The organism is Sphingomonas sp. NFR15, from assembly GCF_900103265.1.
GTDB lineage: Bacteria > Pseudomonadota > Alphaproteobacteria > Sphingomonadales > Sphingomonadaceae > Sphingomonas > Sphingomonas pollutisoli.
Window position 1 is genome coordinate 55,972 of record NZ_FMWX01000007.1, and the last position, 24,469, is coordinate 80,440.

Genomic DNA, 24,469 nt, shown 5'->3' on the forward strand with positions numbered 1-24,469 from the left:
GGGCCGCTCGAAAAAGGGTTAACGCGCGTGGTTCGCTAGACGGCGCCCTCGTCGCGATATTTGATTTCCAGGAACCGACCGCGGGTGGCGAGCGCATCGAGATCGCCCTGGGCGAGCTGTTCGGTCATCTCGCGGATTTCGGTGTCGATCAGGCGGAGACTGTCGGCGAGCTGCGCGTCGGGGGACTTGCCGTTGCGGGCCTGCGCGCGCAGCGGCTCGGGGACGCGGGCATAGCCGCGGATCAGCTCGGGGAGTTGTTCGCCCAGCAATTTGCGTACCTCCAGCGCGGCGGGCTGCTGCTCGTCGAGGGTGGCGAGCTGCGGCGCAAGTGTGTCGAGCCGCGTGCCGATGCCGTCGAGCAACGTCTGCGCGGGCGCGGGCAGCGCCGGGCGCTGCGTCTCCAGCCACTGCTCGGTGCGCGCGGGCAGCGCCCTGAGTGGCACCTCCGCGAGTCTCTCGGGCGCGACCGGCGTGTCGAGCCGGGCGAAGGCGAGGATCAGCGTCACCGCGAGCAGCAGCGCGCCGACGATGAGCGCGCCGCCCATGCCGATCGGCATGATCCAGCCGACGACGATCGTCGCCACGATAATCGCGAGATCGGCGCCCACGATCAGCGTCGCGCGCTTGGCGAGGCTGGTGGTGCCGCGCGCGCGGCGGCGCTGCGCGGTGGCCCGGTCGCGCGTGCGGTCGAGCAGTTCGCTGGTGCGCGCGATCTGGCGATCGACGTCGGTCATGTCACACCGCCTCCAGCTTGAAGCTGCTGTTCGGGCCCGAAACCGCGTTCTGCGCGGCGCCTTCGGCGCGGGCGATATAGCCCTTCGACTTCTCGACCTCGCTCGACAGCGTGTTGACCGTGGTCTTCATCGAATCGAGCGCCTTCAGCTTGAACGTGTCGATCGCGTCCATCGTGTCGTAGATGTTCTGGAACGCGCGCTGGAGCGTCTCGACGGGGATCGTCGAGGCGGCGGCCTGTTCGTGGATCGCGGCGGTCTGGCTCTTGAGCAGCTTGCCGGTCGAATCGATAATGTTGGCGGTGGTGGTGTTGAGCGCGGTGATCTGGTCGAGCACCAGCTTCTGGTTGGCGAGCGCCTGCGCGACGGTGACGGCGGTGCGCAGCGCCGAGACGGTGGTGGTGGAGGCGCGATCGACGCCCTTGACCAGCTCGACATTGTTCTTCTTGACGAGATCGAGCGCGAGATACCCCTGCACCGTCACCGCCATTTGCGTCAGCAGATCCTGCGTGCGCTGGCGGACGTAGAAGAGCGCGGTCTCGCGGATCGCCTTGGCCTTGGCGGGGTCGCTATGGTCGAGCTCGTTGGCCTTATCCTCGAGCCGGGCGTCCATTTCCCTGGACAGGACGATCATCTGTTCGAGCCGGCCCATCGCCGCCCACAGATTGGCGCGCTCGGTATCGATCGCGGCATTGTCCATCAACAGCTCGTCCTTGCCGCGCGCGAGCGTCTTGAGGATCGCGTTGATGTGCGTCTGCGACGAGCGGTATTTGTCGAAATAGCTGGTGATGCCGCCGCCGAAGATCTTGCTGACGAGCCCGCCCTTGCCCGACAGCAGGCTGCTGTTGGCGGCGGGATCGAGCTTCTCGATCGTGCGGCGCAGTTCGGTGAGATCGGCGCCGACGCCGCTTTCGCTGTCCATCGCCTTGACGGGCCTGTCGAGGAAGCGGTTCGACTGACCGGCGGCGTCGCGGATCTCCTTCTGCCCCATCGCGGCGATCGCATCGACGCGCTTGCCGAATTCGGGCGAGTTGACGTCCTGCGCGATCAGCTCGTCGACGAAGCCGGCGACCTTCTCCTGCAATTGCGTGCGGACCTTGTCGTCGACCGGCACCAGCCCGGCCGCCTTCGCCGGCGCGACCGCGGGCACGGGGTCGGGCGGGGTCAGCACCAGGCTCGGCTCGGTCGTGTCGGTATCGGCCATCGTCTCTTTCCTTTGCGGGGGTTTCGCCCGTCTCAAGCTGTTATATGTAAATAACACACGAGGTTTTGCAATCTCTGGCTGTGACGCACTCTAGCGGTTCCGGTTCCCCCGCGAAAGCGACACGACCGTCGCCCCGGCGGAGGCCGGGGCCGTTGGGTTTGGGGCGATCGATCCGCCAAATCACGCAGCGGCACCGGCCTGCGCCGGGGCGACGATTTTGCGATCCTTGCTCAGCCAAGCTAGGATGCCCCGCATGGCGCTGTTTTCCCTTCCCGCGATCTTCTCGCGGCCGTTTTTCGAGGACAAGGGGCGCGCGTTCTGGCGGCTGCAGGCGGCGGGCTGGTCGGGCTATCTGCTGTTGCGCAGCGTCTCCAGCGTGTCGAATGGGCAGGACATTTCGGGCGTGGTGCCGGTGATCGTCGAATCGATCGTCGGCTATTGCATCACGCTGCTGCTCTCGACGCTCTACCATTACTACCGGCGCCAGCGGCAGCTCGCCGCGATCCTGCTGACCATCGTCACGCTCGCGGTGGCGACGGTGCTGTATTCGGTGCTTGACGCCTTCTCCTTCTCGTTCATCAAGCTCGCCGATCCGGGGCTCAACCTCGGGCTGGTGCTGGGGACGATCTTCCTCAACTTCACCGTGCTGGCGGGCTGGTCGGCGCTGTACTTCGGGATCAATTTCTACCTGATCGTCGAGGCGCAGATGGACCAGATGGCGGCGCTGGAAAATACCGCCAGTTCGGCGCAGCTCGCGATGCTGCGCTACCAGCTCAACCCGCATTTCCTGTTCAACACGCTCAATTCGATCTCGACGCTGGTGCTGCTCAAGCAGACCGAGCGCGCCAATGCGATGCTGAGCCGGCTGTCCTCGTTCCTGCGCTATACGCTGGCCAACGAGCCGACCGCCAACGTGACGCTGCAGCAGGAGGTTGAAACGCTGAAGCTCTATCTCGAAATAGAGAAGATGCGGTTCGAGGACCGGCTGCGACCGAGCTTCGATATCGACCCGCGCGTGTCGCAGGCGCGGCTGCCGTCGCTGCTGCTGCAACCGCTCGTCGAGAATGCGATCAAATATGCGGTGACGCCGAAGGAGGAGGGGGCCGAAATCAACGTCACCGCGCGGCTGAGCGGGGATCGGGTGCAGATCGGCGTATCCGATACCGGCCCGGGCTTGTATGAAACGAAAGCGCGGTCAAGCGCATCCACTGGCGTGGGGCTCGCCAATATCAGGGAGCGGCTGGCGCAGACCTTCGGGGCTGACCACCGCTTCGAAACGCGTTCGATCCCGGGGGGCGGATACGGGGTCGAGATTGAAATACCGTTCCAGTTAGAGGAACCGAAGAGAGAGGCCGCATGACGATCCGTACCATATTGGTCGATGACGAACCCCTGGCGATCCAGGGGCTCGAGCTGAGACTGCAAGCGCATGAGGATGTCGAGATCATCGACAAATGCGCCAACGGCCGCGAGGCGATCCGGGCCATCAAGACCCACAAACCCGATCTCGTCTTCCTCGACATCCAGATGCCCGGGTTCGACGGCTTTTCGGTGGTGCAGGGGCTGATGGAGGTCGAACCGCCGCTGTTCGTCTTCGTGACCGCCTATTCGGACCATGCGCTGAAGGCGTTCGAGGCGCAGGCGACCGACTATCTGATGAAGCCGGTCGACGAGGCGCGGCTCGCCGACACGCTCGACCGCGTGCGCCAGCGGCTCGCCGAGAAGCGCGGCGTCGAGGAGGTCGACCGGCTGCGCGAGGTGCTCGCCGAGGTGGCGCCCGACTCGGTGGAAGATATCGTCGAGGGCGGCGACCAGGTCTCGGCGAGCCGGTTCGAGAAGCTCATCAACATCAAGGATCGCGGCCAGATCTTCCGCGTCGATGTCGACACGATCGAGCGGATCGATGCGGCGGGCGACTATATGTGCATCTACACCGGCGACAACACGCTGATCCTGCGCGAGACGATGAAGGATCTCGAGAAACGGCTCGACCCGCGCCGCTTCCAGCGCGTGCATCGCTCGACGATCGTCAATCTCGATCTGGTCAAAGAGGTGAAGCCCCACACCAACGGCGAATGCTTCCTGGTGCTCGGGAGCGGCGCGCAGGTGAAGGTGAGCCGCAGCTACCGCGACGTGGTCGCGCGGTTCGTGCATTGAGGTGACGTGCGGGAGGTGCGGATGGGCACTTTCCCCACTCCCCGTTCGTCCCGAGCGAAGTCGAGGGACATGCCCGAAGCGCAGGTGTCTCGACTGCGCTCGACACGAACGGTTGGGCAACGCCATATCCGTCGCCCCGGCGCAGGCCGGGGCCGCCGGGTTCGGGGCAACCGGCTCGCCAAATTCCGCGCCGGCCCCGGCCTTCGCCGGGGCGACGTGATTAGGCTTGGGTCTCTTCCTCGCCCTCGGCCGGGCGTTCGAACCAGGCCTCGACCTCGCCCGACAGTTTGAGCGTCAGCGGCTGGCCGTTGCGATCGACCTTCTTGCCGAGCGCGACGCGGATCCAGCCTTCGGAGCGGCAATATTCCTCGACATCGTTGCGCTCCTTGCCCTTGAAGCGGATGCCGATTCCGCGCGAGAGCTTGGCCTCGTCGAAGAACGGGCTGCGCGGGTTGGACGAAAGGCGATCGGGGGGCGTGTCGGTCATGATGGCGCGTCTCTTGGCGGAAAATATGCGGGAAGGCCAGATGCGAAAACGGCGCGGGGGAAGCCCGCGCCGTCTCGACGTTCAGCGTGGCCGGATCAGTTGCAGACGCGGACCCGGACGTTTTCCCCGTAATAGGGATCCCAGCGCCACGACGACCAGCAGCGCGGAGCGCGATAATAATCGTCGTAATAATATGCGGGCGGGCCGGCATAATAGCCGCGCGGGCCATCGTAATAGCCACGATCATAGCCGCGGTTGTTGCTGGCGATCGCCGCGCCGACGCCCAGGCCGACGATCCCGCCGAGCAGCGCCGCGCCGGTCGCGTCGCCGCCCCGGTGCCAGCCATGATAACCACGATAGCCGCGATATCCGCCGCGCCACTGCGCCTCGGCCGGCATCGCCGCCGTCAGCGCGGTCGCGGCGAGGGCGACACCGAGACCGGCCTTCTTCAAAAACGCGTTCATCTCCAACCTCCTCGTATCAAAGCCCGTCCGCAGAGACCGACGTAACGCTTCGGTGGACCAGCTTGTTGCACTTGACTAGCCGAGTCGGTCTGAACACGCTCGGAATGGAGCGTTAAGCCACGGTTTATACGCGCGATCGGGCACGGAGCGGACAATGGCATATTGGCTGATGAAATCGGAACCGGAAAGTTATACCTGGGCCGATCTGGTCGCCGAGGGCACGACCGAGTGGACCGGGGTGCGCAACCCGGCGGCGGCGCTGCACCTGAAGGCGGTGGCGGTGGGCGACCGCGCGTTCTTCTACCATTCGGGCAAGGAGAAGGCCGTCGTCGGCGTGATGGAGGTCGTGCGGAGCGCGCGGCAGGACGGCGATCAGCCGCGCTGGGTGTCGGTCGCGGTCGCGCCGGTGGCGGCGATGCCCACACCGGTCACGCTGGCGGCGATCAAGGCCGAGCCGCGGCTCGCCGGGCTGGAGATGCTGCGCCAGTCGCGCCTGTCGGTCAGTCCGGTCGATGCGGAGGCATGGGGCGTGGTGCTCGCGTTGGGCGGTCTCACCGCCTGAACGCACCGGCCCGGCGAATGACAGCGCCGGATGACAGCCCGGATGACAGCCCGCATGACAGCCATGTCATGCCGGGTTCAGCGCGCCGATATCCGGTGCGGCGCACAGGGCTGTCATTTATGTGTAACACGCTATAGCGTGCGTGATTCGCGTGGCACGGCTCTCGTGCCGCCCGGCACCCCGGAGCTTCTGATCGACCGTGTTGACCCTCTCCTCCGCGCCCAAATGGATCGCCTCGGGCCTCCTGATGTCGTTTATCGTGTTGGTGGCGCTGCTGCATCATGCCGGGCTGAGCATAGATCCGTGGAGCCCGAGCAACCTGCCGTTCGCTGCCGCCGCGCTGACGGTCGTGGCGCTGCGGCTCGCGGCACGGCGGTGGCGCGCGCCGCTGCTGGTGATCGCGGCGCGGACCGGCGCCTTCTACGCCGCGCTGACCGCGATGGTGCTGATGGGCGCGGTCGCCTCCTATCCGCTCGCGGCGATGTCGCAGGGGTTCAGCGATGCCGCGCTCCAGCATGCCGACCGGCTGATCGGCTTCGACTGGATCGGGATGTACGATACCGTCGCCGCGCACCGCAGCCTGCAGGTGCTCGGCACCGCCGCCTATCGCAGCATCTATCTGACCCCGGCGGTGATCCTTGGCTGGTTCGCGTGGGAGGGGCGTAACGCCGACGCCTATCGCTTCCTTGCGACCTTCTGGCTGGCGGCGACGATCACGTTGGTGTTGTATCCGATGATGCCGGCGGTCGGCCCGCTCTCCTATCTGTGGCACGGGCCGCTGCCGTATCTGCCCGAGAGCGAGACCTGGCAGGAGGGGCTGATCCCGGCGCTGCGCGCGGGGCGCGACACGGTGATCGACCTGGGCCAGTTGCGCGGCCTGGTCTCCGCGCCGAGCTTCCACACCGCCGCCGCGTTCGTGTTCATCGCGGCGGGGTGGCAGATCCGCCCGCTGCGCTGGGCGGTGGTCGCGATCAACGTGGCGATGCTGCTGTCGACGCCGATCGAGGGCACGCATTACCTTTCCGACATGATCCTCGGCATGCTGGTCGCGCTGGTGGCGATCGCGGTGGTCGGCTTCGTCGCCGCCGAGCGGGGGAGCGGGAGGTGCGAGGCGCGGGAGCTGCGGCCGAGCCGGGTTTGAATTCACCCCGTTCGTGCTGAGTGTGTCGAAGCAGCTATCCGTTAGAGAGCGCTTCTGGCACGCCCTTCGACTTCGCTCAGGGCGAACGGTTATTTTTCGCGCGGTTCCTTCTTGCGCTTGGCGCCCGCCAGCGCCGAGAGCACGCCGCGCAGGGTGCGCACCTCCTGGCTCGACCAGCCCGGCTTGGTGAGCAGCGTGCGCAGCGTCCGCCGCGTCGCGACGGTACGATCGGGCGGATAGAAGAAATTGGCGTCGACCAGCATCGCGTCGAGCTGCGCGATCATCCCGTCGAGGTCTTCCTGCGGCGCCGGCTCGGGCAGATCGACCTCCGGCGGCTGCGCGAGCGCGATCCCCTTCGACCATTCGTAGGCGACCAGGATCACCGCCTGGGCGAGGTTGAGCGAGCCGAACTCGGGGTTGATCGGCACGGTGATGATCTCGCGCGCGACCGCGACATCGTCGGTCTCCAGCCCCGAGCGTTCGGGGCCGAACAGGATCGCGGTGCGGCCCGGCCCGGCATGGATCGCGCGCGCCGCCACCTCCGGGGTGACGACCGGCTTGGTCACGCCGCGCTTGCGGACGGTGGTGGCATAGACGTTGGGGCAATCGGCGATCGCTTCGGCAAGCGTATCGAACACCTGCGCCTGTTCGAGCACGACGTCCGCGCCCGAGGCGGCGGGGCCGGCGGCGGGATTGGGCCAGCCGTCGCGCGGGGCGACGAGGCGCATCTCGGTGAGCCCGAAATTGAGCATCGCGCGCGCGGCCTTGCCGATGTTCTCGCCGAGCTGCGGGCGGACGAGGACGATGACGGGGGGTGGGGTGGTGCGCGGTGCCTCGGCTTCGCCCGGCGAGGGCGCGGGGGCGGTGCCTCGACTTCGCTCGGCACGAACGGGAGGGGAAATGGACGCGCCTTCATCCTCCGTTCGTCCCGAGCGAAGTCGAGGGACAGCGTGCTGACGCTCGCGTCGTTCCGATGGCGGCATGGCCGCGACGCTGAGTGCCGCCCAGTCCGAGGCGATCAACGCTTCTTTCTTCGCACGCGACCAGGGCTTGATCCGTTGTTCAGCTTCCAGCGCTTCGACGCGCGACGGAAAGTCCTGCGACCACATAAGCTCGACCGGCAGGCGCGAGCGCGTGTAGCCTTCGATCTGCCCGGATTGGTGCTGGCCGATCCGCGTTTCGAGGTTGTCGGTGTGGCCAGTGTAATAGCTGCCGTCAGCGCAGCGGAGGATGTAGACCCAAAAGCTCATCGCGCGGCTCTATCCCTCGATACGCTATCTCGACAAGCTCGATAGCGGGCACACGCACCATCCGTTCGTCCCGAGCGAAGTCGAGGGTCGTCCGCAGCGCCGGTGTCTCGACTTCGCTCGACACGAACGGTCGCGGGTGGTGCCTTACCCCTTCGCCACCGCGCTGACATTCCCGGCGAACTCCTCGAAGTCCTTGGCTTCGCGGAAGTCCTTATACACGCTGGCGAAGCGGATATAGGCGACCGAGTCCATGCCCTTGAGGCCCTCCATCACCATCTCGCCGATGCGTTGCGAGGGTACTTCGGTCTCGCCCTGCGTTTCCAATTGGCGCTGGATGCCCGAGACCAGCTTTTCCAGCCGCACCGGCTCGATCGGGCGTTTGCGCGCGGCGATTAGCAGCGAGCGGAGCAGCTTCTCGCGGTCGAAGGGTTCGCGGCGGAAGGTGCCGGACGCGCCCTCGCTCTTGAGCACGACCAGTTCGCGGAGCTGGATCCGCTCGAACGTGGTGAACCGCGCCGCGCAGCCCTCGCACTGGCGGCGGCGGCGGATCGCCGCCCCGTCCTCGGTGGGGCGGCTGTCCTTTACCTGGCTGTCGTCGTGCCCGCAGAAGGGACAGCGCACATCACACCCCTTCCGGATAGATCGGGAAGCGCGCGCACAGCGCCGCGACGCGCGTACGCACGTCCGCCTCGACCTGCGCGTCGCCCTGTTCGCCGTTCTTGCGCAGACCGTCGAGCACGTCGGCGACCATGTTGCCGATCTCGCGGAACTCGGCGACGCCGAAGCCGCGTGTCGTGCCGGCGGGCGAGCCGACGCGGATGCCGCTGGTCTTGGTCGGCGGCAACGGATCGTTGGGGATGCCGTTCTTGTTGCAGGTGATGCCGGCGCGTTCGAGCGCTTCGTCCGCATCCTTGCCGGTGACGCCGAGCGGGGTGAGATCGATCAGCGCGAGGTGCGTGTCGGTGCCGCCCGAGACGACTTCTGCGCCGCGCTCCTTGAGCGTCGCGGCGAGCACCTTGGCGTTCTCGATCACCGCGGCGGCGTACGTCTTGAACTCAGGCCGCAGCGCTTCGCCGAACGCCACCGCCTTGGCGGCGATGACGTGCATCAGCGGGCCGCCCTGGAGCCCCGGGAACACCGCCGAGTTGATCTTCTTGGCGATCGCCTCGTCATTGGTCAGCACCATGCCGCCACGCGGTCCGCGCAGCGTCTTGTGCGTGGTGGTGGTGACGACATGCGCGTGCGGGAGCGGCGAGGGGTGGAGCCCGGCGGCGACGAGGCCCGCGAAATGCGCCATATCGACCATGAAATAGGCGCCGACTTCATCGGCGATCGCGCGGAACTTCGCGAAGTCGATCTCGCGCGGATAGGCCGAGCCGCCGGCGATGATGAGCTTGGGGCTGTTGGCGCGGGCGATCTCGGCGACCTGGTCGTAATCGATCAGGTGGCTGACCGGATCGACGCCGTACTGCACCGCGTTGAACCACTTGCCCGACATCGCGGCGCGCGCGCCGTGCGTCAGGTGGCCACCGGCGTCGAGGCTGAGCCCCATCACGGTCTCGCCCGGCTTGACCAGCGCGAGCATCACCGCGCCATTGGCCTGCGCACCCGAATGCGGCTGGACGTTGGCGAAGCCGCAGCCGAAGAGCTGCTTGGCGCGGTCGATCGCGAGCTGCTCGACCTCGTCCGACGGGTGGCAGCCCTGATAATAGCGCTTGCCGGGATATCCTTCCGCATATTTGTTGGTGAACACCGAGCCTTGCGCTTCGAGCACCGCGCGCGAGACGATGTTTTCGGACGCGATCAGCTCGATCTGGTCCTGCTCGCGCTTGAGTTCGTGGCGCACACCGGCGAACACGGCGGGATCGGCGTCGGCGAGGCCGCGCGTGAAGAAGCCGTCGGGCTGGACCTGATTCAAGGGCTTGGGGTCGAGGATCTGGGTGCTCATGCGCTTTCCCTTTCGGCAAGGGCGCCGAGCTTGTCGACGCGGGGTTGATGGCGGCCGCCGGCGAATGCGGCGGCGAGGAAGGATTCGAGGCACGCCTGCGCCATGTCGGGGCCGATCAGCCGCGCGCCCATCGCGATGACATTGGCGTCGTTATGCTGGCGCGCGAGCGCGGCGGCATAGGGATCGGACACCAAAGCGCAGCGGCACGCCGGATTGCGGTTGACCGCGATCGAGATGCCGATGCCAGACCCGCACAGCGCCACGCCGAAATCGGCCGCGCCCGAGGCGAGGTGCGCGGCGAGCTTGTAGCCGTAATCGGGATAATCGACTCGGTCCGCCGTCTCTGGGCCGAGATCGGCGACCTCGTGCCCGGCGGCGCGCGCCCAGGCGACGAGCGCCGCCTTGAGATCGACGGCGGCGTGATCGGAAGCGAAAGCGATGTGCAAGACGGCGCGAGTCCCCGAGGCGATGCAGACGCGCGGCTCTTACGCAAACCGTCATGCAAATGCCACACCGCTGTTGCCCCGGCTCACGTTAGATCATAGAGCGGGCCGCATGCCGGTTCCGCCCGCCGCACCGACCCGAGGACGCGACGCGGCGGCGCGGGCGGAACTCACCGAGATTCTGGTGCGCACCGGCGAGGAGGATCGCGCGGCGTTCCGCGACCTCTATGTTCGCACCAATGCGAAGCTTTTTGGCATCTGCCTGCGTATCTGCGGTGAACGGGAAGCGGCGGCGGATGTGTTACATGATGTCTATCTGACGGTGTGGAAGCGGGCGGGGGCCTATGAACCGTCGCGCGCGAGCCCGATCACCTGGCTGGCAACGATCGCGCGCAACCGCGCGATCGACTGGCGGCGCGTGCAGGGTTCGCGCCGCTCAGCGCCGATCGAGGAAGCACCCGAGGTCGCCGACGCCGCGCCGCTGGCGAGCGAGACGCTGATCGCGGACGAGGAGGCGCACAGCCTGCTGCGCTGCCTCGACGAACTCGACGGCAACCAGCGCGAGTCGATCCGCACCGCCTTCTTCCAGGGCGTGACCTATGCCGAACTGGCGGAACGGATGAACGTGCCGCTCGGCACGATGAAGAGCTGGGTGCGGCGTGGCCTCGCGCGCTTGCGGGAGTGTCTCGAGGCATGAACGACATTCGCACACCTGACGATCTGCCACCGGAAGATCTGCCCGATGTCGCCGCCGCCGAACTGGCGCTCGGCGTGCTGGAGGGTGAGGAGCGCGCCACCGCGCTGCGCCGTGTCCTCGCCGAACCCGGGTTCGCTCAGCGTGTCGAGACGTGGCGCGTCTATCTCGCGCAACTCTTCGACGTCTGGACGGAGGTCGCCGCGCCGGACGGCGTATTCGAGCGGGTCGAGCGGTCGATCGATGCGCCGTTCGCGGCCGCAGCACCGGCGCGCGGACGGTTCTGGCCGATGGTGGCGGGTCTGACCAGCGTCGCTGCGGCGGGGCTGCTGGTGTTCGTCGTCGCGCGTCCGCCACAAGAGCCGCCGCCGTCGCACGCGCCGGTCGTCGCGCCCACCCAGCCGCTGCTCGTCGCCTCGCTCGCGCCGACCGCCAAGGGCACCGCGATCGCCGCCGTGTACGATTCCGGCCGTGGCGTGTTGCGGCTGACCGCCGCCGAAACGCCCGCCGCCGGGCGCAGCGCCGAACTGTGGGTGATCGGCGCCGACAAGACGCCGCATTCGCTCGGGCTGCTCAGCGCGGGCGCGACGACGCGCGTAACGCCCGCGTCCGCGATTCGCCGCCAGTTGACGGTGGGCGCGACGCTCGCGGTCACGATCGAGCCCGCGGGTGGCTCGCCGACCGGCCTTCCCACCGGGGCGATCGTGTTGAAGGGTGATCTCTCGCGAGTCTGAGCTTCGGCCCGCCCGTGCGTCCATTCGCCGGCTCGCCCGTACCTGCCTCGCGCCAAAACCCGGCGCGAGACAGGAGAGTTCTCCCATGACATCTATCTTCCGCGCCGGCCTGGCCGTCGCTCTCGTCCTCGGCAGCGCGACCGTCGTTGCCGCGCCCGCGATCGCAAAACCCAACCCGATGGTTGGCGGTGCGGCGATGTATCCGACCAAGACGATCGTCGAGAATGCCGTCAACTCGAAGGATCATACGACTCTGGTCGCGGCGGTGAAGGCCGCCGGTCTCGTCGAGACGCTGAGCGGCCCCGGACCCTTCACCGTGTTCGCGCCGACCAACGCCGCGTTCGCCAAACTGCCTGCCGGCACGGTCGATACGCTGGTGAAGCCCGAGAACAAGGCGACGTTGACCAGCATCCTCACCTATCATGTCGTGCCGGGGCGCATTTCCGCCGCCGACATCGCCGCCAAGGCCAAGGCGAACATGGGCACCGCCACTTATGCGACCGTGGAGGGCGGCACGCTCAGCTTCAAGAAGATGGGCGCCGGCTGGGTGGTGATGGATGGCAAGGGCGATACCGCCAAGATCACCGTCGCCGATGTGTACCAGTCGAACGGCGTGATCCACGTGATCGACACGGTGTTGATGCCCTGAGGCAGCGTAGCGCGGCGAACCGGTCGATCCGCGCGCATCCAGGCGGCGATGCGCTGCGTATCTGATCGGCCTTTCCCCTCCCCCGGGCGAAAGGCGTGTGCCCCGGACGGCGATTTCTCCGAAGCCGCCTGGGAGGCGTACCGGAACCTGTCGGCGGAACTCTCCGTCGACAGGTTCTTTTCATTTGGTCGCGGACGCGTCATGGAAGCGTCATCGCATTGTCGTAGGCGAGCGCCGCGCGTCATCCGCCCGGCCCGCAGGAGATTGTAATGGCCACCGCTGCCCGCCCCCCCAAGAACCGCGCCGTGCGTGCGGCGGTTCACCGCCACGAACACCTCTCGAAGCAGGGCATTCTCGAACGCGCCTTCACCTTCGCCTTCCGCGGCCTGGTGTACGCACAGATATGGGAAGACCCGGCGGTCGACATGGAGGCGCTGGCGATCACGCCCGACAGCCATGTCGTGACGATCGCGTCGGGCGGCTGCAACGTGCTTTCGTATCTGACCGCGAATCCGAAGGCGATCACCGCGGTCGATCTCAACACCGCGCACATCGCGCTCAACAAGCTCAAGCTGGTCGCGGCGCGGCACCTGCCGGATTACCAGACCTTCCACCGCTTCTTCGCGCGCGCCAACAGCCGCGCCAACATCCTCGCCTATCGCACCTATGTGCGCCCGTTCCTCGACGAGACCAGCAAGCGCTATTGGGAAGGCCGCGACATGGTCGGCCGGCGGCGGATCGGCGGGTTCGCCAAGGGCGTGTACAAGCGCGGGCTGCTCGGCAATTTCATCGGCGCGGCGCATTTGATCGCGCGGCTGAACGGCGCCAACCCCAAGGCGCTGCTCAAGGCCAAGACGATCGAGGAACAGCGCGAGATCTTCGACCGCGAGTTCGCGCCGGTGTTCGACAAGGGTTTCGTCAAGTGGCTGACCGACCAGCCGGCATCGCTGTTCGGGCTCGGCATCCCGCCCGCGCAATATGAGGCGCTGGCCGGCGACGAGAAGATGGCGGTGGTGCTGCGGGAGCGGCTCGAGAAGCTCGCCTGCGACTTCGACCTCAAGGACAATTATTTCGCGTGGCAGGCGTTCAACCGCGGCTATAGCGAAGACCCCAATGCGCCGCTGCCGCCGTATCTCCAGAAGGCGCATTACGCCGAGATCGTCGAGCGCGTCAGCCGGATCGAGGTGCGCCACACCAACTTCACCGATTACCTGCGCTCGCGCGAGGATGCGTCGCTCGATCGCTACATCCTGCTCGACGCGCAGGACTGGATGACCGACCAGCAGCTCACCGATCTGTGGAGCGAGATCACCCGCACCGCCAAGCCGGGCGCGCGCGTGCTGTTCCGCACCGCCGGGATCGAGACGATCCTGCCGGGCCGCGTGCCCGACGAGATCCTCGCGAAATGGGATTACCGCGCCGAGGAGTCGCTCGATTACACCAAGCGCGACCGCTCCTCGATCTATGGCGGCGTCCACCTGTACGTCCTGAAATAATGGCTGCGATCGACTCCGGCCATGCCGGGCACATGGATGCGATCTACAAGACGCAGCGCCATTTCTACGATCTCACCCGCAAATATTATCTGCTCGGCCGCGACGCGCTGATCCGCGATCTCGCGCCGCCGCCGGGCGGGAGCGTGCTGGAGATCGGCTGCGGTACCGGGCGCAACCTGATCGCGGCGGCGAAGACGTGGCCGGACGCGCGCTATTACGGGATCGATATCTCGGAGGCGATGCTGGAGACGGCGCGCGCCAATGTCGCCAAGGCCGGGCTCGGCGATCGCATCACGCTCGCGCAGGGCGATGCGACCGCGTTCGACACGGTGGCGCTGTTCGGGGTGGCGGCGTTCGACCGCATCTTCCAGAGCTATACGCTGTCGATGATCCCCGACTGGAAGGGCGCGCTACGCGAGGGCGCGGGCAAGCTCGCGCCCGGCGGGCGACTCGACATCGTCGATTTCGGCCAGCAGGAGCGGTTGCCGGGCGCGTTCAAGACGGTGCTGTTTGCGTGGCTCGCGCAGTTCGACGTGACGCCGCGTTCGGACCTGAAGGGGGCGGCCTGCTCGGTCGCGCGCGACGCCGGGCTGACCGCGAGCTTCGCCTCGCTCCGCAATGGCTATGCCTGGTCGGCACGGTTGAGCCGGGCAGGTTAACGACGGGCGGCGGGTGTGGTAGGATCGCGCCATGAACTCGCTCGGCCGAATCGATACACTCGGCGCCACGGCAGTCGATACGCGGGCGCGCTTCACTGCGGCTGAATTCCTGAAAATGGTCGAGACCGGCGCATTCAGCGCCATGAGGGTTGAGCTCATCGACGGAGTCCTCGAACGTATGACCCCACCGATGAGCGGCCACGGTCAGCGACAATTCTGGGTCGGTCTGGCGCTGGCTTCGGTTCTGCCCAAAGAGCGGTTGACGGTCGAAACGGGCATAAGCGTGGATGCGGACACGGTTCTGATCTGTGACGTCGCCGCGCTGTACGCGCCAGTGGAACAGACACGAATCCTTGAACCGTCGGACGTGATGCTCGTCATTGAAATCGCGGAGACGACGGTGTCGCGAGATAAGGACATCAAGCGGATCAAATACGCCTCAGCCGGTATCGAAACCTATTGGGTCGTCGATAGCGTTCGCTCGGCCATTCATGTGTTCACCGAACCGTTGGATGGCGATTATGCGGCGATCAATACGGTGCGGTTCGGGCAACCCTTGGCGGTGCCGGGCGCCGGAACGATCGTGATCGACTGAAGTCCCGGGGCCAGCGCACCGTTCGTGCGGGTCTTATCGAGCGTCGTGCCCGAGGCCCGCCCTTCGACTTCGCTCAGGGCGAACGGCGGGGGTGTGGGTTGCTCTTCGACTTCGCTCAGGCCGAACGGCGGGGTGTGGGCTGCCCTTCGACTTCGCTCAGGGCGAACGGCGGGGGCGTGGGCCGCCCTTCGACTTCGCTCAGGGTGAGTGGCGGGGGTGTGTGCCGCCTTCGACAGCCGCAGGGCGAACGGGTCGTTAGCCGCCGTGCGATCAGTGATGGAAGATCAGGTACAGCACCAGAATCACCGGCAGCGGCACGCCCAACAGCCAGAGAATGCAGCCTTTTCCCATCGTGATGCCCTTCGTTGCGGTTATCGTGACATAACCGCGGACATCGCCGCCAGTTCCGCCCGGATCAGGCGGCCTTGCGCAGTTCCAGCCGGCTCCAGATCTCGGACAGCGCCTCGGTCAGCTCGCGCATCATCGCTTCGTCGTGTGCGGGGCCGGGGGTGAAGCGCAGCCGCTCGGTGCCGCGCGGGACGGTGGGGTAGTTGATCGGCTGGACGTACACGCCGTATTCGGCGAGCAGGATGTCGCTGATCTTCTTGGCGCGCGCCGGATCGCCGACCATCAGCGGCACGATATGCGTGTCGCCCGGCATCACCGGCAGACCGGCTTCGGAGAGCATCGCCTTGAGCTTCGCGGCGGCGGCCTGCTGCGCGTCGCGCTCGGCGCTCGACGCCTTGAGGTGGCGCACGCTCGCCAGCACGCCCGCGACCAGCACCGGCGACAGCGAGGTGGTGAAGATAAAGCCGGGCGCATAGCTGCGGATCACGTCGACGATCATCTGATCGGCCGCGATATAGCCGCCCATCACCCCGAACGCCTTGCCGAGCGTGCCCTCGATGATGGTCAGCCGGTCGGCGACGCCGTCGCGTTCCGAAATGCCGCCGCCGCGCGCGCCGTACATGCCGACCGCGTGAACCTCGTCGAGATAGGTCAGCGCGTTGTATTTGTCCGCGAGGTCGCAGATCGCCGCGATCGGCGCGATATCGCCTTCCATCGAATAGACGCTCTCGAACGCGATCAGTTTCGGCGCGGCCGGGTCGGCGGCGGCCAGCAATTCCTCGAGATGGTCGAGATCGTTGTGGCGGAACACGAACTTCTCGCAGCCGGCGTTGCGGATGCCCGCGATCATCGAGGCGTGGTTGAGTTCGTCCGAGAAGATGATGCAGCCGGGCAGGATCTTGGCGAGCGTCGCCAGCGTCGCCTCGTTCGAGACATAGCCCGAGGTAAAGAGCAAGGCGCCCTGCTTGCCGTGCAGATCGGCGAGTTCGGCTTCGAGATCGACATGGTAATGCGTGTTGCCGCCGATGTTGCGCGTGCCGCCCGAGCCGGCGCCGACGTCGTGGAGCGCCTCCTCCATCGCCGCGATCACCTTGGGGTGCTGGCCCATCGCGAGATAGTCGTTCGAGCACCACACCGTGATCGGCTTGGGGCCGTTATGCCCGGCGAAGCAGCGCGCGTTGGGATAGGCGCCCTTGTTGCGCAGGATGTCTATGAAGACACGGTAGCGGCCTTCGGCGTGCAGCCGGTCGATCGCCTGGGTGAAGATCCGCGAGTAATCGACCCCGCGCGCCGGTGCATGCGATTCCATGATTGTCGGCATCTAGACCCACCCCCTCCCGAATTCCAGCGATTTGCACAGCCACCATACGAAGGCATTATGCGACGCACGCCGGAATCATCTTGTTCTGGATCAAATCCGTTTCGGTCAGATCCTGCTATGAAGGCGAATATCGCAGGGCATCGAGTCGCGAGCAAGCCTGCGATCCGAAGCGCCGCCCGGCGCTTCTCCGAATGCGGCTAGGCTCGCGATGCGGAGGCGCGGTCATGGACGACGTACAGGAGAACTCCCGCTATTACGCGCGACGCGCGGCGCAGGAACGGGCCGTGGTGGCGCGATCCGATGACCCGCTGGCGCGGCGCGTGCATGCCGAGCTCGCCGAACGCTACGCGGCGCTTCGCGACTCGCGCGGCTAAAGCGACTCGGCTTCGGCGAGCCCGAAGCGGGCGAGGGCGGGGCGGAGCGCCAAATCTTCGGCACCCGCGCCGGTGAACACCGCGCGGCCCGATCCGGGCGTTTCCGGCCAGCTCTGATCCTGCGTGAGAAAGGCGATCCGCCGCGCGATCCCGGCCGAGCCATCGACGAAGGTGAGCGGGCGCGGCGCGGCGGCGGCGAGCTGGTCCGCGACCAGCGGGAAGTGCGTGCAGGCGTTGACGATCGTGTCGATGCGGTCGCCGCCGGGCTGATCGAGCAGACCGGCGAGAATCGCGCGGTAGCGCCCCGGGGGCGCCGCCCGCCCGCGCAACGCATCCTCGGCGAGCGCGACCAGCTCGGCGGAGCCGTGACGCAGCACCAGGCAATCGGCGGCGAAGCGCGCGGCGAGATCATCGACATAGGGCTGGCGCACGGTCGCGTCGGTGCCGAGCACGCCGATCGCGCGGGTGGCGCTCGCCTCCGCCGCGGGCTTGATCGCCGGCACGGTGCCGACCACCGGCAGATCGAGCGCGCCGCGCACCGCACCGAGCGCGATCGTTGAGGCGGTGTTGCAGGCGATGACGATGAGGCGCGGGCGGTAGCGCTCGGCAAGCCGCCCGAGCAGCGCGGGCACGCGCGCGGCGATCTCCGCCTCGGTCTTGGTGCCATACGGAAAGCCCGCCGAATCGGCGACATAGACGAAGGGCGCGCGCGGCAGCAGCGCGCGCGTCGGCGCTAGCACCGAGAGGCCGCCGACACCGGAATCGAAGAACAGGATCGGGCGCGTATCCACCATCGCCCGCGCCATACCGCCGGCCACGGATTTGACAATCGTCGCGCTTGATGAAGAGCAATGGCGCGGGCGCGCCGGGTTCGCTAGAAGCGGTGGCGTCTGGGGGCGAAACGATCCGATCATGCCGACCGAATATCTCTGGGGTGCGCCGGCGGGCGTGTTGCTGCTTGGCTATCTGCTCGGCTCGATTCCGTTCGGGCTGATCCTGACGCGCGCCTTCGGTGCCGGGGATCTGCGCCAGATCGGATCGGGCAATATCGGCGCGACCAACGTGCTGCGCACCGGCCGCAAAGGGCTGGCGGCGGCGACGCTGATCCTCGATGCGCTGAAGGGCTATGCGGCGGTGGCGATCGCCGAGGCGATTTCGCCGGGCACGGGCGTGATCGCGGCGGCGGCGGCGTTCGTCGGGCATCTCTATCCGGTGTGGCTGCGCTTTCGCGGCGGCAAGGGCGTGGCGACGCTGCTCGGCGTGGCACTCGCGCTGCACTGGCCGGTCGGGCTGGTCTATGCGGCGGTGTGGCTCGGGCTGCTCGGGGCCTTGCGGATTTCCTCGGTGGCGGGAATGGCGGCGGCGGTGAGTGCGCCGGTCGCCGCCGCGTTCTTCGACAAGTTCGACCATGTGCCGCTGCTGATCGCCTGCGCGCTGCTCGTGTTGTGGAAGCACCGCGCCAATATCGAGCGGTTGCTCGACGGCACCGAGCCGAGGGTCGGCGGCAAAGCGCGTGGCTGATGCCGCGTCGATCGCGCGGCTGCGGCTGATCCGCGCCGCGTCGATCGGCCCGGTCACCTATCGGCAGTTGATCGCGCGGTTCGGCGATGCGGCGGCGGCGATCGCGGCGCTGCCGGCGCTCGCCGCGCGCGGGGGCGGGCGGGCGCCGGTGGTGGCGTCGGCGGCGACGGCCGAGCGCGAGATCGCCGCCGCGCGCAAGCTCGGCGCGCGGCACCTGTTCATCGAGGATGCCGACTATCCCGAACTGCTCGCGCAGCTCGACGACGCCCCACCCGCGCTGATGGTGCGCGGCGACGCGGCGCTGCTCGCGCGCGACACGGTGGCGATGGTGGGCGCGCGCAACGCCTCGGCGGCGGCGTGCCGCTTCGCGCGCCAGCTCGCCGCCGAACTCGGCCGCGAGGGCGTGACGGTGGTGTCGGGTCTCGCGCGCGGGGTGGATACGGCGGCGCATGTCGGCGCGATCGAGGGTGGCACCGTCGGGGTGATCGCGGGCGGGATCGACGTGGTCTATCCGCCGGAGAATGCCGCCTTGCAGGAGCGGATCGCGTGCGAGGGCCTGCTGATCGCCGAACAGCCGCCCGGCACCGAGCCGCGCGCGCGGCATTTCCCATACCGCAACCGCATCATCGCCGGCGCCTCGCTGGGGACGGTGGTGGTCGAGGCCGCGCCGCGCTCGGGCTCGCTCATTACCGCGCGGCTGGCCGGGGAGGCGGGGCGCGAGGTGATGGCGGTGCCCGGCAGCCCGCTTGACCCGCGCGCGCAAGGCTGCAACGGGCTGATCCGCGAGGGCGCAACGCTGATCCAAGCGGCGGCGGACGTGATCGAGGCGATCCGCCCGATCGACGCGCGCGGGGTACGGTCGCGCGGGGTGCGCTTCCATGCGCCGGTCGCGGTGGATGCGAGCGAGAATGAGCGGCGGGTGGTTACCGGTTTGCTGGGGCCGGTGCCGGTCGCGGTGGACGAGCTGATCCGCCAGTCAGGTGCCGCGCCTGCGGTGGTGCAGGTGGTGTTGCTGGAGCTCGAGTTGGCCGGGCGGCTGGAGCGGCACGCCGGCGGGCGGGTGAGCCTGATCTGATCCTCCCCGCGAGCGGGGAGGTGGCGCGCGCAGCGCGACCGAGGGGGCTTCCACCAACGGTATCCTTTGGGGAAGCCCCCCTCCACCAGCCTGCGGCTGGTCCCCCGCCCCGCGAGCGGGGAGGATTTATCCGATCGTCACGCCTGCCACGACCCAATGGCCATCCTCGCGATCGAGCGTGACCGTCTCCAACGCTTCGGCTTCGTTGGCGAAGCGGGTGCGGAACTTCGTAACGTGATAGCCGGAGGGCGGGGCGGGGAGGAACTCCTCGCTGACGAAGGTGCGGGACAGCATGGCGCCGAGCGGAGTGCGCGCCTGTTCGGAGGCAGCGGCCCACCTCTGCAAGCTGTTATGATTGCGAAAGGCGGTACCGGTCGCGCGGTAGCTCTCGTCCCACCGTGACTGATCGAGCAAGGCAAGCCATTGGCGCGCGGTGTCCACCGCCGCCGCATCCGGCGTCTCGGTAGCGGACGTTGGGGGAGATGACGCCTGGGGCAGCGCGGCGAGCAAGGCGAGACCGAGAACGAGCGTCATGAGCACGACTCCAAAGAGGATTGGGCGGCGGTATGCCTGCCCTGCGCCGGCGATCGGCGCGGTCTCCTGATCGCGCCCGAGGCGGGTCGCGTCTGCCCCGATTTCCGTGTCCCCAACCGTATCGGGGGCGGAAGGGACGATGTCGCCGCCTTCGGCCTCCAGCAGCATGCGCGCGGCCTCGCGGCTGCTCGATACTTCCATCTTGCGCCGGGCATCGCGGAGGCGCTCGTTGATCGTATGGACTGACAGCCCGAGACTGCGCGCGATGGACTTGGCGTCGTACCCGCGAACGATGAGGCGAAGCGTCTGCTTCTCCTTCTCGGTGAGCGCGTCAAACCCTGTTTTTGGCGTCGTCATGCCTGCTCGGCCTATGACCGGGGTATCGCCGCGACCACCCCAAAAAATCTGTATCCTTTCCGGCACGGGGAGGGGGACCAGCCGCAGGCTGGTGGAGGGGGGCTTCCCCAAACGGTATCGTTCGAGGAAGCCCCCTCCGTCGCGCTGCGCGCGCCACCTCCCCGCAAGCGGGGAGGATCAGTGTCACCAAATATGCACGCGCTCGGCTGGCGGCAGGTACAGCTTGTCGCCGGGCTTTACGCCGAACGCGGCATACCAGGCGTCGACGTTGCGGACGACGCCGTTGGCGCGGAAATAGACCGGGCTGTGCGGATCGGTGAGCAGCGCCTGGCGCTGCGCGTCCGGCCGGGTCTTGCCGCGCCAGGCTTGCGCGAAGGCGAGGAAGAAGCGCTGGTCGCCGGTGAGGCCGTCGATCACCTTGGCCTTGCCGTGCTTGGCCTGATAGCGCTGGTAGGCGGCATAGGCGGCCTCGATCCCGCCGAGATCGCCGATATTCTCGCCGAGCGTGAGCTTGCCCTGAATGTGCGTGCCGGGGACGGGCTCATAAGCGTCATACTGGCCGGCGAGCGCGGCGGTGCGGGTTTCGAACTGCGTCTTGGCGGTCGGCGTCCACCAATTCTCGAACTTGCCGGTCGGGCCGAAGCCGGCGCCCTGATCGTCGAAGCCGTGGCCCATTTCGTGGCCGATCACCGCGCCGATCGCGCCATAGTTCACCGCCGCATCCGCGTTGGGATCGAAGAACGGCGGCTGCAGGATCGCCGCCGGGAAGGTGATCTGGTTCATCAGCGGGTTGTAATAGGCGTTCACCGTCTGCGGGGTCATCTCCCACAAGGTGCGATCGACCGGCTTGGGGAAGCGCGACAGTTCGAGCTGATGCTCGAATTCGCCTGAGCGCATCGCATTGCCGAGCAGATCGCCGCGTACGACCTTGAAGCTCGAATAGTCGATATATTTGCCGGGGTGGCCGATGCGCGGCTCGAACGCGGCGAGCTTGGCGAGCGCGGCCTGGCGGGTCGGCGCGTCCATCCACGCCGCCTTTTCGATCCGCGTCTGATAGGCGCCGCGCAGATTCTCGATCAGCTCGTTCATCTGCGCCTCGGCGGCGGGCGGGTAGAAGCGTGCGACGTAGAGCTGGCCGACCGCCTCGCCAAGCGCGTCGTTGGTGAGCGCGACGCCGCGCCGCCAGCGTTCGCGCTGCGTGGGCACGCCCGACAGCGTGCGGTTGTAGAAGGCGAAGCGCGCGTCGTCGAACGCCTTGGGCAGATAATTGGCGTGATCGCTGACGAAGTGGAAGGCGAGATAGTCCTTCCAGGTCGCGACCGGCGTCGCGGCGAAGATCTTGCCCATCGCTGTAAGCGCGGTGTTCTGCATCATCAGCACCTTGGGCGAGTTCTCCAGCCCAGCGGTGCGGAGCATCAGCGCCCAGTCGAACTCGGGCGCCTTGCGCGTCAGCCCGGCGATATCCTCGGGATCGTTGAGCGCGGCGATGTCACGGCTCTGCGCGGGCGACCATTGATCTTTCGCCATCGCGGTCTCGAGCGCGAAGATCGCATCGGCCTTGGCGCTGGCGCCGTCGATGCCGGCGAGCGTGAGCATCTGTTCGATATAGGCGCGATACGCCTTGCGGAACGCATCATACTTCTCGCCGGTGAGCAGATAATTGTCGCGCGGCATGCCGAGGCCGCCCTGTTCGGTGATGGCGGTGTAGCGGGTCGGATCGTCGAGGCCCGGCATCACGCCGATCTCGACCGGCGTGGCATAGCCGACGCTCGCGAACACCGTCTGCAGCCCGGCGCGGTCCTGCACCGCGGCGATCTTGGCCAGATACGGCTTGAGCGGCGCGGTGCCCTTCGCCTCGATCCCGGCGGTGTCCATCCACGTCGCATAGAAATCGCCGACCTGCTGCCCGGTCGCGCCGTATTTGGCGGGGTTGGCGGCCATGTCGTCGAGGATGGTGCGGACGTTCGCCTCGGACGCGTCGCGCAGCAGCACGAACGCGCCGGTCGAGGCCTTGTCGGCGGGGATTTCGGTCTTCTTGTCCCAGCCGCCATTGGCATAGGCCCAGAAATCGTCGCCGGGCTTCACCGCCGGATCGCGCGCGGTGAGATCGACGCCGAAATCGCCGTAAGCGGTTTTGGCGGCGGGTGCCGCGACCGTCGGGACGGCGACCGCGAGGGCGAGCATCGCCGATGTGCGGAGCAGAACGGATAAGCGCATGAAATTCCCCACCTAACTGTATTAGTGGAGGATAGCGGTGCGCCGGCCCGGCGGCAATCCCCAGCCGAAGGCGCGCCTAACGCAGCAGCACGAGTTCCTCGGCCATCGTCGGGTGCAGCGCCACGGTATCGTCGAACGCCTGTTTGGTGAGGCCGGCCTTCACCGCCACCGCCGCCGCCTGCAGGATCTCGGGCGCGTCGGGGCCGATCATGTGGAGGCCGAGGATGCGGTCGGTCGTGCTGTCGCACACCATTTTGTACAATGCGCGTTCGTTGCGGCCGGCGAGGACGTTCTTCATCGGCCGGAAATCCGAGGTGTAGACCTTGACCGAGCCGAACTTGTTCTTGGCCTGCCCCTCGGTCAGCCCGACGCCGGCGATCGGCGGATGGCTGAACACGGCGGACGGAATGTTGTCGTAATCGACCGTGCGCGGGGTGTTGCCGTATAGCGTGTCGGCGAACGCCTGCCCCTCGCGGATCGCGACGGGGGTGAGCTGGACGCGGTTGGTGACGTCGCCGATCGCGTAGATGCTTTCGCATGACGTCTGGCTCGCGTCGTTGACGGGAATCGCGCCCTTGGCGTCCACTTCGATGCCGGCGGTCTCCAGCCCGAGTCCCTTGGTGTTGGGATCGCGCCCGGTCGCGAACATCACGCAATCGGTCTCGATCGGATCGTGCCCGGTCATCGACACGAGCAGGCTGCCGTCGGCCTGTTTCTCGATGCCACGGAAATCGGCGTGGAAGCGGAAGTCGATCCCCTTCATCATCGAGATCTGGAGCAGCCGGTCGCGGATCTGCTCGTCATAGCCGCGCAGGATCACGTCGGTGCGGTTGATGAGCGTCACGTGCGCGCCGAACTGGTGGAACACGCCGGCGAATTCGTTGGCGATATAGCCCGCGCCGGCGATGACGATGCGCTTGGGCACCGCATCGAGATGGAACGCCTCGTTCGAGGTGATGCCGAGCTCGTGGCCGGGGCAGTTCGGCACCGACGGCGTCGCGCCGGTCGCGACGAGGATGCGGCGCGCGGTCAGCTCGCGGCCATCGCCGAGCCGGATGCCGTGCGGGCCGGTGATGACGGCGCGATCGTTGATGATCTCGACCTTGTTGTTGGTCAGCGTCGAGGTGTACGCCTGATTGATCCGATCGACCTCCTCGAAGACGTTGGCGGTCAGCACCTTCCAGTCGAAATCGCAATCGGGCACGTTCCAGCCGAAGCGGCGCGCATCGGCGAGATCCTCGGCGAAATGCGCGCCATAGACGAGCAGCTTCTTGGGCACGCAGCCGCGGATAACGCAGGTTCCGCCGACGCGATACTCCTCGGCCACCGCCACTTTGGCGCCGTAGGCGGCGGCGACGCGCGAGGCACGCGTCCCGCCCGAGCCCGCCCCGATGACGAAGAGATCATAATCATAGCTGTCGGTCATGCATGGCTCCTAGACCGCGCGACATCGCTTCGAAAGCGCATTGTCGCGTGCCCGCTTTCCTGTATCGAAGCGCATAGGTAGG

General features: G+C 67.4%; 26 protein-coding genes. 13 read left to right on the top strand and 13 right to left on the bottom strand.

Annotation, left to right across the window (positions count from 1 at the left end; translation table 11 throughout):
• Positions 1–35: 35 nt before the first annotated feature.
• Positions 36–734 (bottom strand): HAD family hydrolase, encoded by a 699-nt coding sequence (locus tag BLS81_RS15395; protein WP_093225194.1) that lies wholly within the window; start codon positions 732–734, stop codon positions 36–38.
• A gap of 1 nt (position 735) precedes the next feature.
• On the bottom strand, positions 736–1,935 hold the full coding sequence (locus tag BLS81_RS15400; protein ID WP_093225196.1) for a toxic anion resistance protein: 1,200 nt from the start codon (positions 1,933–1,935) through the stop codon (positions 736–738).
• Between the two features lie 253 nt (positions 1,936–2,188).
• Between BLS81_RS15400 and BLS81_RS15405 the strand changes: the two genes are divergently transcribed.
• Positions 2,189–3,295 (top strand): sensor histidine kinase, encoded by a 1,107-nt coding sequence (locus tag BLS81_RS15405; RefSeq protein WP_093225197.1) that lies wholly within the window; start codon positions 2,189–2,191, stop codon positions 3,293–3,295.
• Positions 3,292–4,092 carry a LytR/AlgR family response regulator transcription factor gene (locus BLS81_RS15410; protein ID WP_093225199.1) on the top strand — a complete coding sequence of 267 codons (801 nt, stop codon included), beginning with the start codon at positions 3,292–3,294 and terminating at the stop codon, positions 4,090–4,092. The genes BLS81_RS15405 and BLS81_RS15410 overlap by 4 nt, the downstream gene beginning before the upstream one ends.
• 220 nt (positions 4,093–4,312) lie before the next feature.
• Here BLS81_RS15410 and BLS81_RS15415 read toward each other — a convergent pair whose 3' ends face one another.
• Together BLS81_RS15415 and BLS81_RS15420 are read right to left on the bottom strand one after the other, a co-directional pair.
• Complete coding sequence (locus tag BLS81_RS15415) at positions 4,313–4,579, bottom strand: DUF3297 family protein (protein WP_093225200.1); 267 nt, start codon at positions 4,577–4,579, stop codon at positions 4,313–4,315.
• A gap of 95 nt (positions 4,580–4,674) precedes the next feature.
• Complete coding sequence (locus BLS81_RS15420; protein WP_093225201.1) at positions 4,675–5,043, bottom strand: hypothetical protein; 369 nt, start codon at positions 5,041–5,043, stop codon at positions 4,675–4,677.
• Between the two features lie 154 nt (positions 5,044–5,197).
• Between BLS81_RS15420 and BLS81_RS15425 the strand changes: the two genes are divergently transcribed.
• Both BLS81_RS15425 and BLS81_RS15430 read left to right on the top strand, forming a co-directional pair.
• Positions 5,198–5,605, top strand: a complete 408-nt coding sequence (locus BLS81_RS15425) for an EVE domain-containing protein (RefSeq protein WP_093225203.1) — start codon at positions 5,198–5,200, stop codon at positions 5,603–5,605.
• Positions 5,606–5,852: 247 nt separating this feature from the next.
• A complete protein-coding gene (locus BLS81_RS15430; protein WP_256326276.1) occupies positions 5,853–6,746 on the top strand; it encodes a phosphatase PAP2 family protein in 894 nt (297 codons plus the stop codon).
• 89 nt (positions 6,747–6,835) lie between these two features.
• On the opposite strand, the gene BLS81_RS15435 is transcribed toward BLS81_RS15430, so the two are convergent.
• From BLS81_RS15435 to BLS81_RS15450, 4 genes are all read right to left on the bottom strand, one after another.
• A complete protein-coding gene (locus BLS81_RS15435) occupies positions 6,836–7,996 on the bottom strand; it encodes a TrmH family RNA methyltransferase (RefSeq protein ID WP_093225204.1) in 1,161 nt (386 codons plus the stop codon).
• 144 nt (positions 7,997–8,140) lie between these two features.
• Positions 8,141–8,617 carry a transcriptional regulator NrdR gene (gene nrdR / locus BLS81_RS15440; RefSeq protein WP_093225206.1) on the bottom strand — a complete coding sequence of 159 codons (477 nt, stop codon included), beginning with the start codon at positions 8,615–8,617 and terminating at the stop codon, positions 8,141–8,143.
• 1 nt (position 8,618) lies between these two features.
• Entirely contained in the window at positions 8,619–9,944 is a 1,326-nt protein-coding gene (gene glyA / locus BLS81_RS15445; protein WP_093225208.1) for a serine hydroxymethyltransferase, read from the bottom strand.
• Complete coding sequence (locus BLS81_RS15450; RefSeq protein WP_093225209.1) at positions 9,941–10,390, bottom strand: RpiB/LacA/LacB family sugar-phosphate isomerase; 450 nt, start codon at positions 10,388–10,390, stop codon at positions 9,941–9,943. Before BLS81_RS15450 ends, glyA begins: the two co-directional genes overlap by 4 nt.
• A gap of 109 nt (positions 10,391–10,499) precedes the next feature.
• Between BLS81_RS15450 and BLS81_RS15455 the strand changes: the two genes are divergently transcribed.
• The 6 genes from BLS81_RS15455 (at position 10,500) to BLS81_RS15480 (ending at position 15,214) form a co-directional block, all read left to right on the top strand.
• Positions 10,500–11,084, top strand: a complete 585-nt coding sequence (locus BLS81_RS15455; RefSeq protein WP_093225211.1) for a sigma-70 family RNA polymerase sigma factor — start codon at positions 10,500–10,502, stop codon at positions 11,082–11,084.
• Positions 11,081–11,815 (top strand): anti-sigma factor, encoded by a 735-nt coding sequence (locus BLS81_RS15460; RefSeq protein ID WP_093225212.1) that lies wholly within the window; start codon positions 11,081–11,083, stop codon positions 11,813–11,815. The genes BLS81_RS15455 and BLS81_RS15460 overlap by 4 nt, the downstream gene beginning before the upstream one ends.
• An 85-nt stretch (positions 11,816–11,900) precedes the next feature.
• On the top strand, positions 11,901–12,464 hold the full coding sequence (locus BLS81_RS15465) for a fasciclin domain-containing protein (RefSeq protein ID WP_093225214.1): 564 nt from the start codon (positions 11,901–11,903) through the stop codon (positions 12,462–12,464).
• Positions 12,465–12,733: 269 nt separating this feature from the next.
• Positions 12,734–13,960 carry a BtaA family protein gene (locus tag BLS81_RS15470; RefSeq protein ID WP_093225215.1) on the top strand — a complete coding sequence of 409 codons (1,227 nt, stop codon included), beginning with the start codon at positions 12,734–12,736 and terminating at the stop codon, positions 13,958–13,960.
• Entirely contained in the window at positions 13,960–14,619 is a 660-nt protein-coding gene (locus tag BLS81_RS15475; RefSeq protein ID WP_093225216.1) for a class I SAM-dependent methyltransferase, read from the top strand. The genes BLS81_RS15470 and BLS81_RS15475 overlap by 1 nt, the downstream gene beginning before the upstream one ends.
• 31 nt (positions 14,620–14,650) lie before the next feature.
• Positions 14,651–15,214, top strand: coding sequence for a Uma2 family endonuclease (locus BLS81_RS15480; protein ID WP_093225217.1), 564 nt, complete (start codon positions 14,651–14,653; stop codon positions 15,212–15,214).
• Between the two features lie 415 nt (positions 15,215–15,629).
• Here the strand turns inward: BLS81_RS15480 and hemA are convergent, their stop codons facing one another.
• Positions 15,630–16,883 (bottom strand): 5-aminolevulinate synthase, encoded by a 1,254-nt coding sequence (gene hemA / locus BLS81_RS15485; RefSeq protein ID WP_256326277.1) that lies wholly within the window; start codon positions 16,881–16,883, stop codon positions 15,630–15,632.
• A 224-nt stretch (positions 16,884–17,107) separates the two neighbouring features.
• Here hemA and BLS81_RS20830 point away from each other — a divergent pair, with 224 nt between their 5' ends.
• Positions 17,108–17,257, top strand: coding sequence for a hypothetical protein (locus tag BLS81_RS20830; RefSeq protein WP_176787195.1), 150 nt, complete (start codon positions 17,108–17,110; stop codon positions 17,255–17,257).
• Here BLS81_RS20830 and murI read toward each other — a convergent pair.
• Positions 17,254–18,051 carry a glutamate racemase gene (murI, locus tag BLS81_RS15490; RefSeq protein ID WP_093225480.1) on the bottom strand — a complete coding sequence of 266 codons (798 nt, stop codon included), beginning with the start codon at positions 18,049–18,051 and terminating at the stop codon, positions 17,254–17,256. The genes BLS81_RS20830 and murI overlap by 4 nt on opposite strands.
• Before the next feature lie 118 nt (positions 18,052–18,169).
• Between murI and plsY the strand changes: the two genes are divergently transcribed.
• Positions 18,170–18,778, top strand: coding sequence for a glycerol-3-phosphate 1-O-acyltransferase PlsY (gene plsY, locus BLS81_RS15495; protein ID WP_093225219.1), 609 nt, complete (start codon positions 18,170–18,172; stop codon positions 18,776–18,778).
• Positions 18,771–19,853 (top strand): DNA-processing protein DprA, encoded by a 1,083-nt coding sequence (dprA, locus tag BLS81_RS15500; RefSeq protein ID WP_093225221.1) that lies wholly within the window; start codon positions 18,771–18,773, stop codon positions 19,851–19,853. Before plsY ends, dprA begins: the two co-directional genes overlap by 8 nt.
• A gap of 126 nt (positions 19,854–19,979) precedes the next feature.
• Here dprA and BLS81_RS15505 read toward each other — a convergent pair whose 3' ends face one another.
• From BLS81_RS15505 to gor, 3 genes are all read right to left on the bottom strand, one after another.
• A complete protein-coding gene (locus BLS81_RS15505) occupies positions 19,980–20,744 on the bottom strand; it encodes a helix-turn-helix domain-containing protein (RefSeq protein ID WP_093225222.1) in 765 nt (254 codons plus the stop codon).
• A 183-nt stretch (positions 20,745–20,927) separates the two neighbouring features.
• The gene (locus BLS81_RS15510) at positions 20,928–22,961 is read right to left on the bottom strand and encodes a M13 family metallopeptidase (protein WP_093225224.1); all 2,034 of its coding nucleotides are present in this window, start codon (positions 22,959–22,961) and stop codon (positions 20,928–20,930) included.
• 76 nt (positions 22,962–23,037) lie between these two features.
• Positions 23,038–24,387 (bottom strand): glutathione-disulfide reductase, encoded by a 1,350-nt coding sequence (gene gor, locus BLS81_RS15515; protein ID WP_093225225.1) that lies wholly within the window; start codon positions 24,385–24,387, stop codon positions 23,038–23,040.
• Positions 24,388–24,469: the final 82 nt, after the last annotated feature.

Coding starts and splice junctions, on each gene's coding strand:
- BLS81_RS15510 (WP_093225224.1), bottom strand. CDS start 22,961: ATGCGCTTATCCGTTCTGCTCCGCACATCGGCGATGCTCGCCCTCGCG.
- BLS81_RS15400 (WP_093225196.1), bottom strand. CDS start 1,935: ATGGCCGATACCGACACGACCGAGCCGAGCCTGGTGCTGACCCCGCCC.
- BLS81_RS15465 (WP_093225214.1), top strand. CDS start 11,901: ATGACATCTATCTTCCGCGCCGGCCTGGCCGTCGCTCTCGTCCTCGGC.
- BLS81_RS15475 (WP_093225216.1), top strand. CDS start 13,960: ATGGCTGCGATCGACTCCGGCCATGCCGGGCACATGGATGCGATCTAC.
- BLS81_RS15460 (WP_093225212.1), top strand. CDS start 11,081: ATGAACGACATTCGCACACCTGACGATCTGCCACCGGAAGATCTGCCC.
- BLS81_RS15420 (WP_093225201.1), bottom strand. CDS start 5,043: ATGAACGCGTTTTTGAAGAAGGCCGGTCTCGGTGTCGCCCTCGCCGCG.
- BLS81_RS15415 (WP_093225200.1), bottom strand. CDS start 4,579: ATGACCGACACGCCCCCCGATCGCCTTTCGTCCAACCCGCGCAGCCCG.
- BLS81_RS15425 (WP_093225203.1), top strand. CDS start 5,198: ATGGCATATTGGCTGATGAAATCGGAACCGGAAAGTTATACCTGGGCC.
- BLS81_RS15455 (WP_093225211.1), top strand. CDS start 10,500: ATGCCGGTTCCGCCCGCCGCACCGACCCGAGGACGCGACGCGGCGGCG.
- BLS81_RS15435 (WP_093225204.1), bottom strand. CDS start 7,996: ATGAGCTTTTGGGTCTACATCCTCCGCTGCGCTGACGGCAGCTATTAC.
- BLS81_RS15395 (WP_093225194.1), bottom strand. CDS start 734: ATGACCGACGTCGATCGCCAGATCGCGCGCACCAGCGAACTGCTCGAC.
- BLS81_RS15470 (WP_093225215.1), top strand. CDS start 12,734: ATGGCCACCGCTGCCCGCCCCCCCAAGAACCGCGCCGTGCGTGCGGCG.
- plsY (WP_093225219.1), top strand. CDS start 18,170: ATGCCGACCGAATATCTCTGGGGTGCGCCGGCGGGCGTGTTGCTGCTT.
- murI (WP_093225480.1), bottom strand. CDS start 18,051: ATGGTGGATACGCGCCCGATCCTGTTCTTCGATTCCGGTGTCGGCGGC.
- gor (WP_093225225.1), bottom strand. CDS start 24,387: ATGACCGACAGCTATGATTATGATCTCTTCGTCATCGGGGCGGGCTCG.
- BLS81_RS15430 (WP_256326276.1), top strand. CDS start 5,853: ATGTCGTTTATCGTGTTGGTGGCGCTGCTGCATCATGCCGGGCTGAGC.
- glyA (WP_093225208.1), bottom strand. CDS start 9,944: ATGAGCACCCAGATCCTCGACCCCAAGCCCTTGAATCAGGTCCAGCCC.
- BLS81_RS15405 (WP_093225197.1), top strand. CDS start 2,189: ATGGCGCTGTTTTCCCTTCCCGCGATCTTCTCGCGGCCGTTTTTCGAG.
- BLS81_RS15480 (WP_093225217.1), top strand. CDS start 14,651: ATGAACTCGCTCGGCCGAATCGATACACTCGGCGCCACGGCAGTCGAT.
- BLS81_RS15505 (WP_093225222.1), bottom strand. CDS start 20,744: ATGACGACGCCAAAAACAGGGTTTGACGCGCTCACCGAGAAGGAGAAG.
- BLS81_RS20830 (WP_176787195.1), top strand. CDS start 17,108: ATGGACGACGTACAGGAGAACTCCCGCTATTACGCGCGACGCGCGGCG.
- hemA (WP_256326277.1), bottom strand. CDS start 16,883: ATGCCGACAATCATGGAATCGCATGCACCGGCGCGCGGGGTCGATTAC.
- BLS81_RS15410 (WP_093225199.1), top strand. CDS start 3,292: ATGACGATCCGTACCATATTGGTCGATGACGAACCCCTGGCGATCCAG.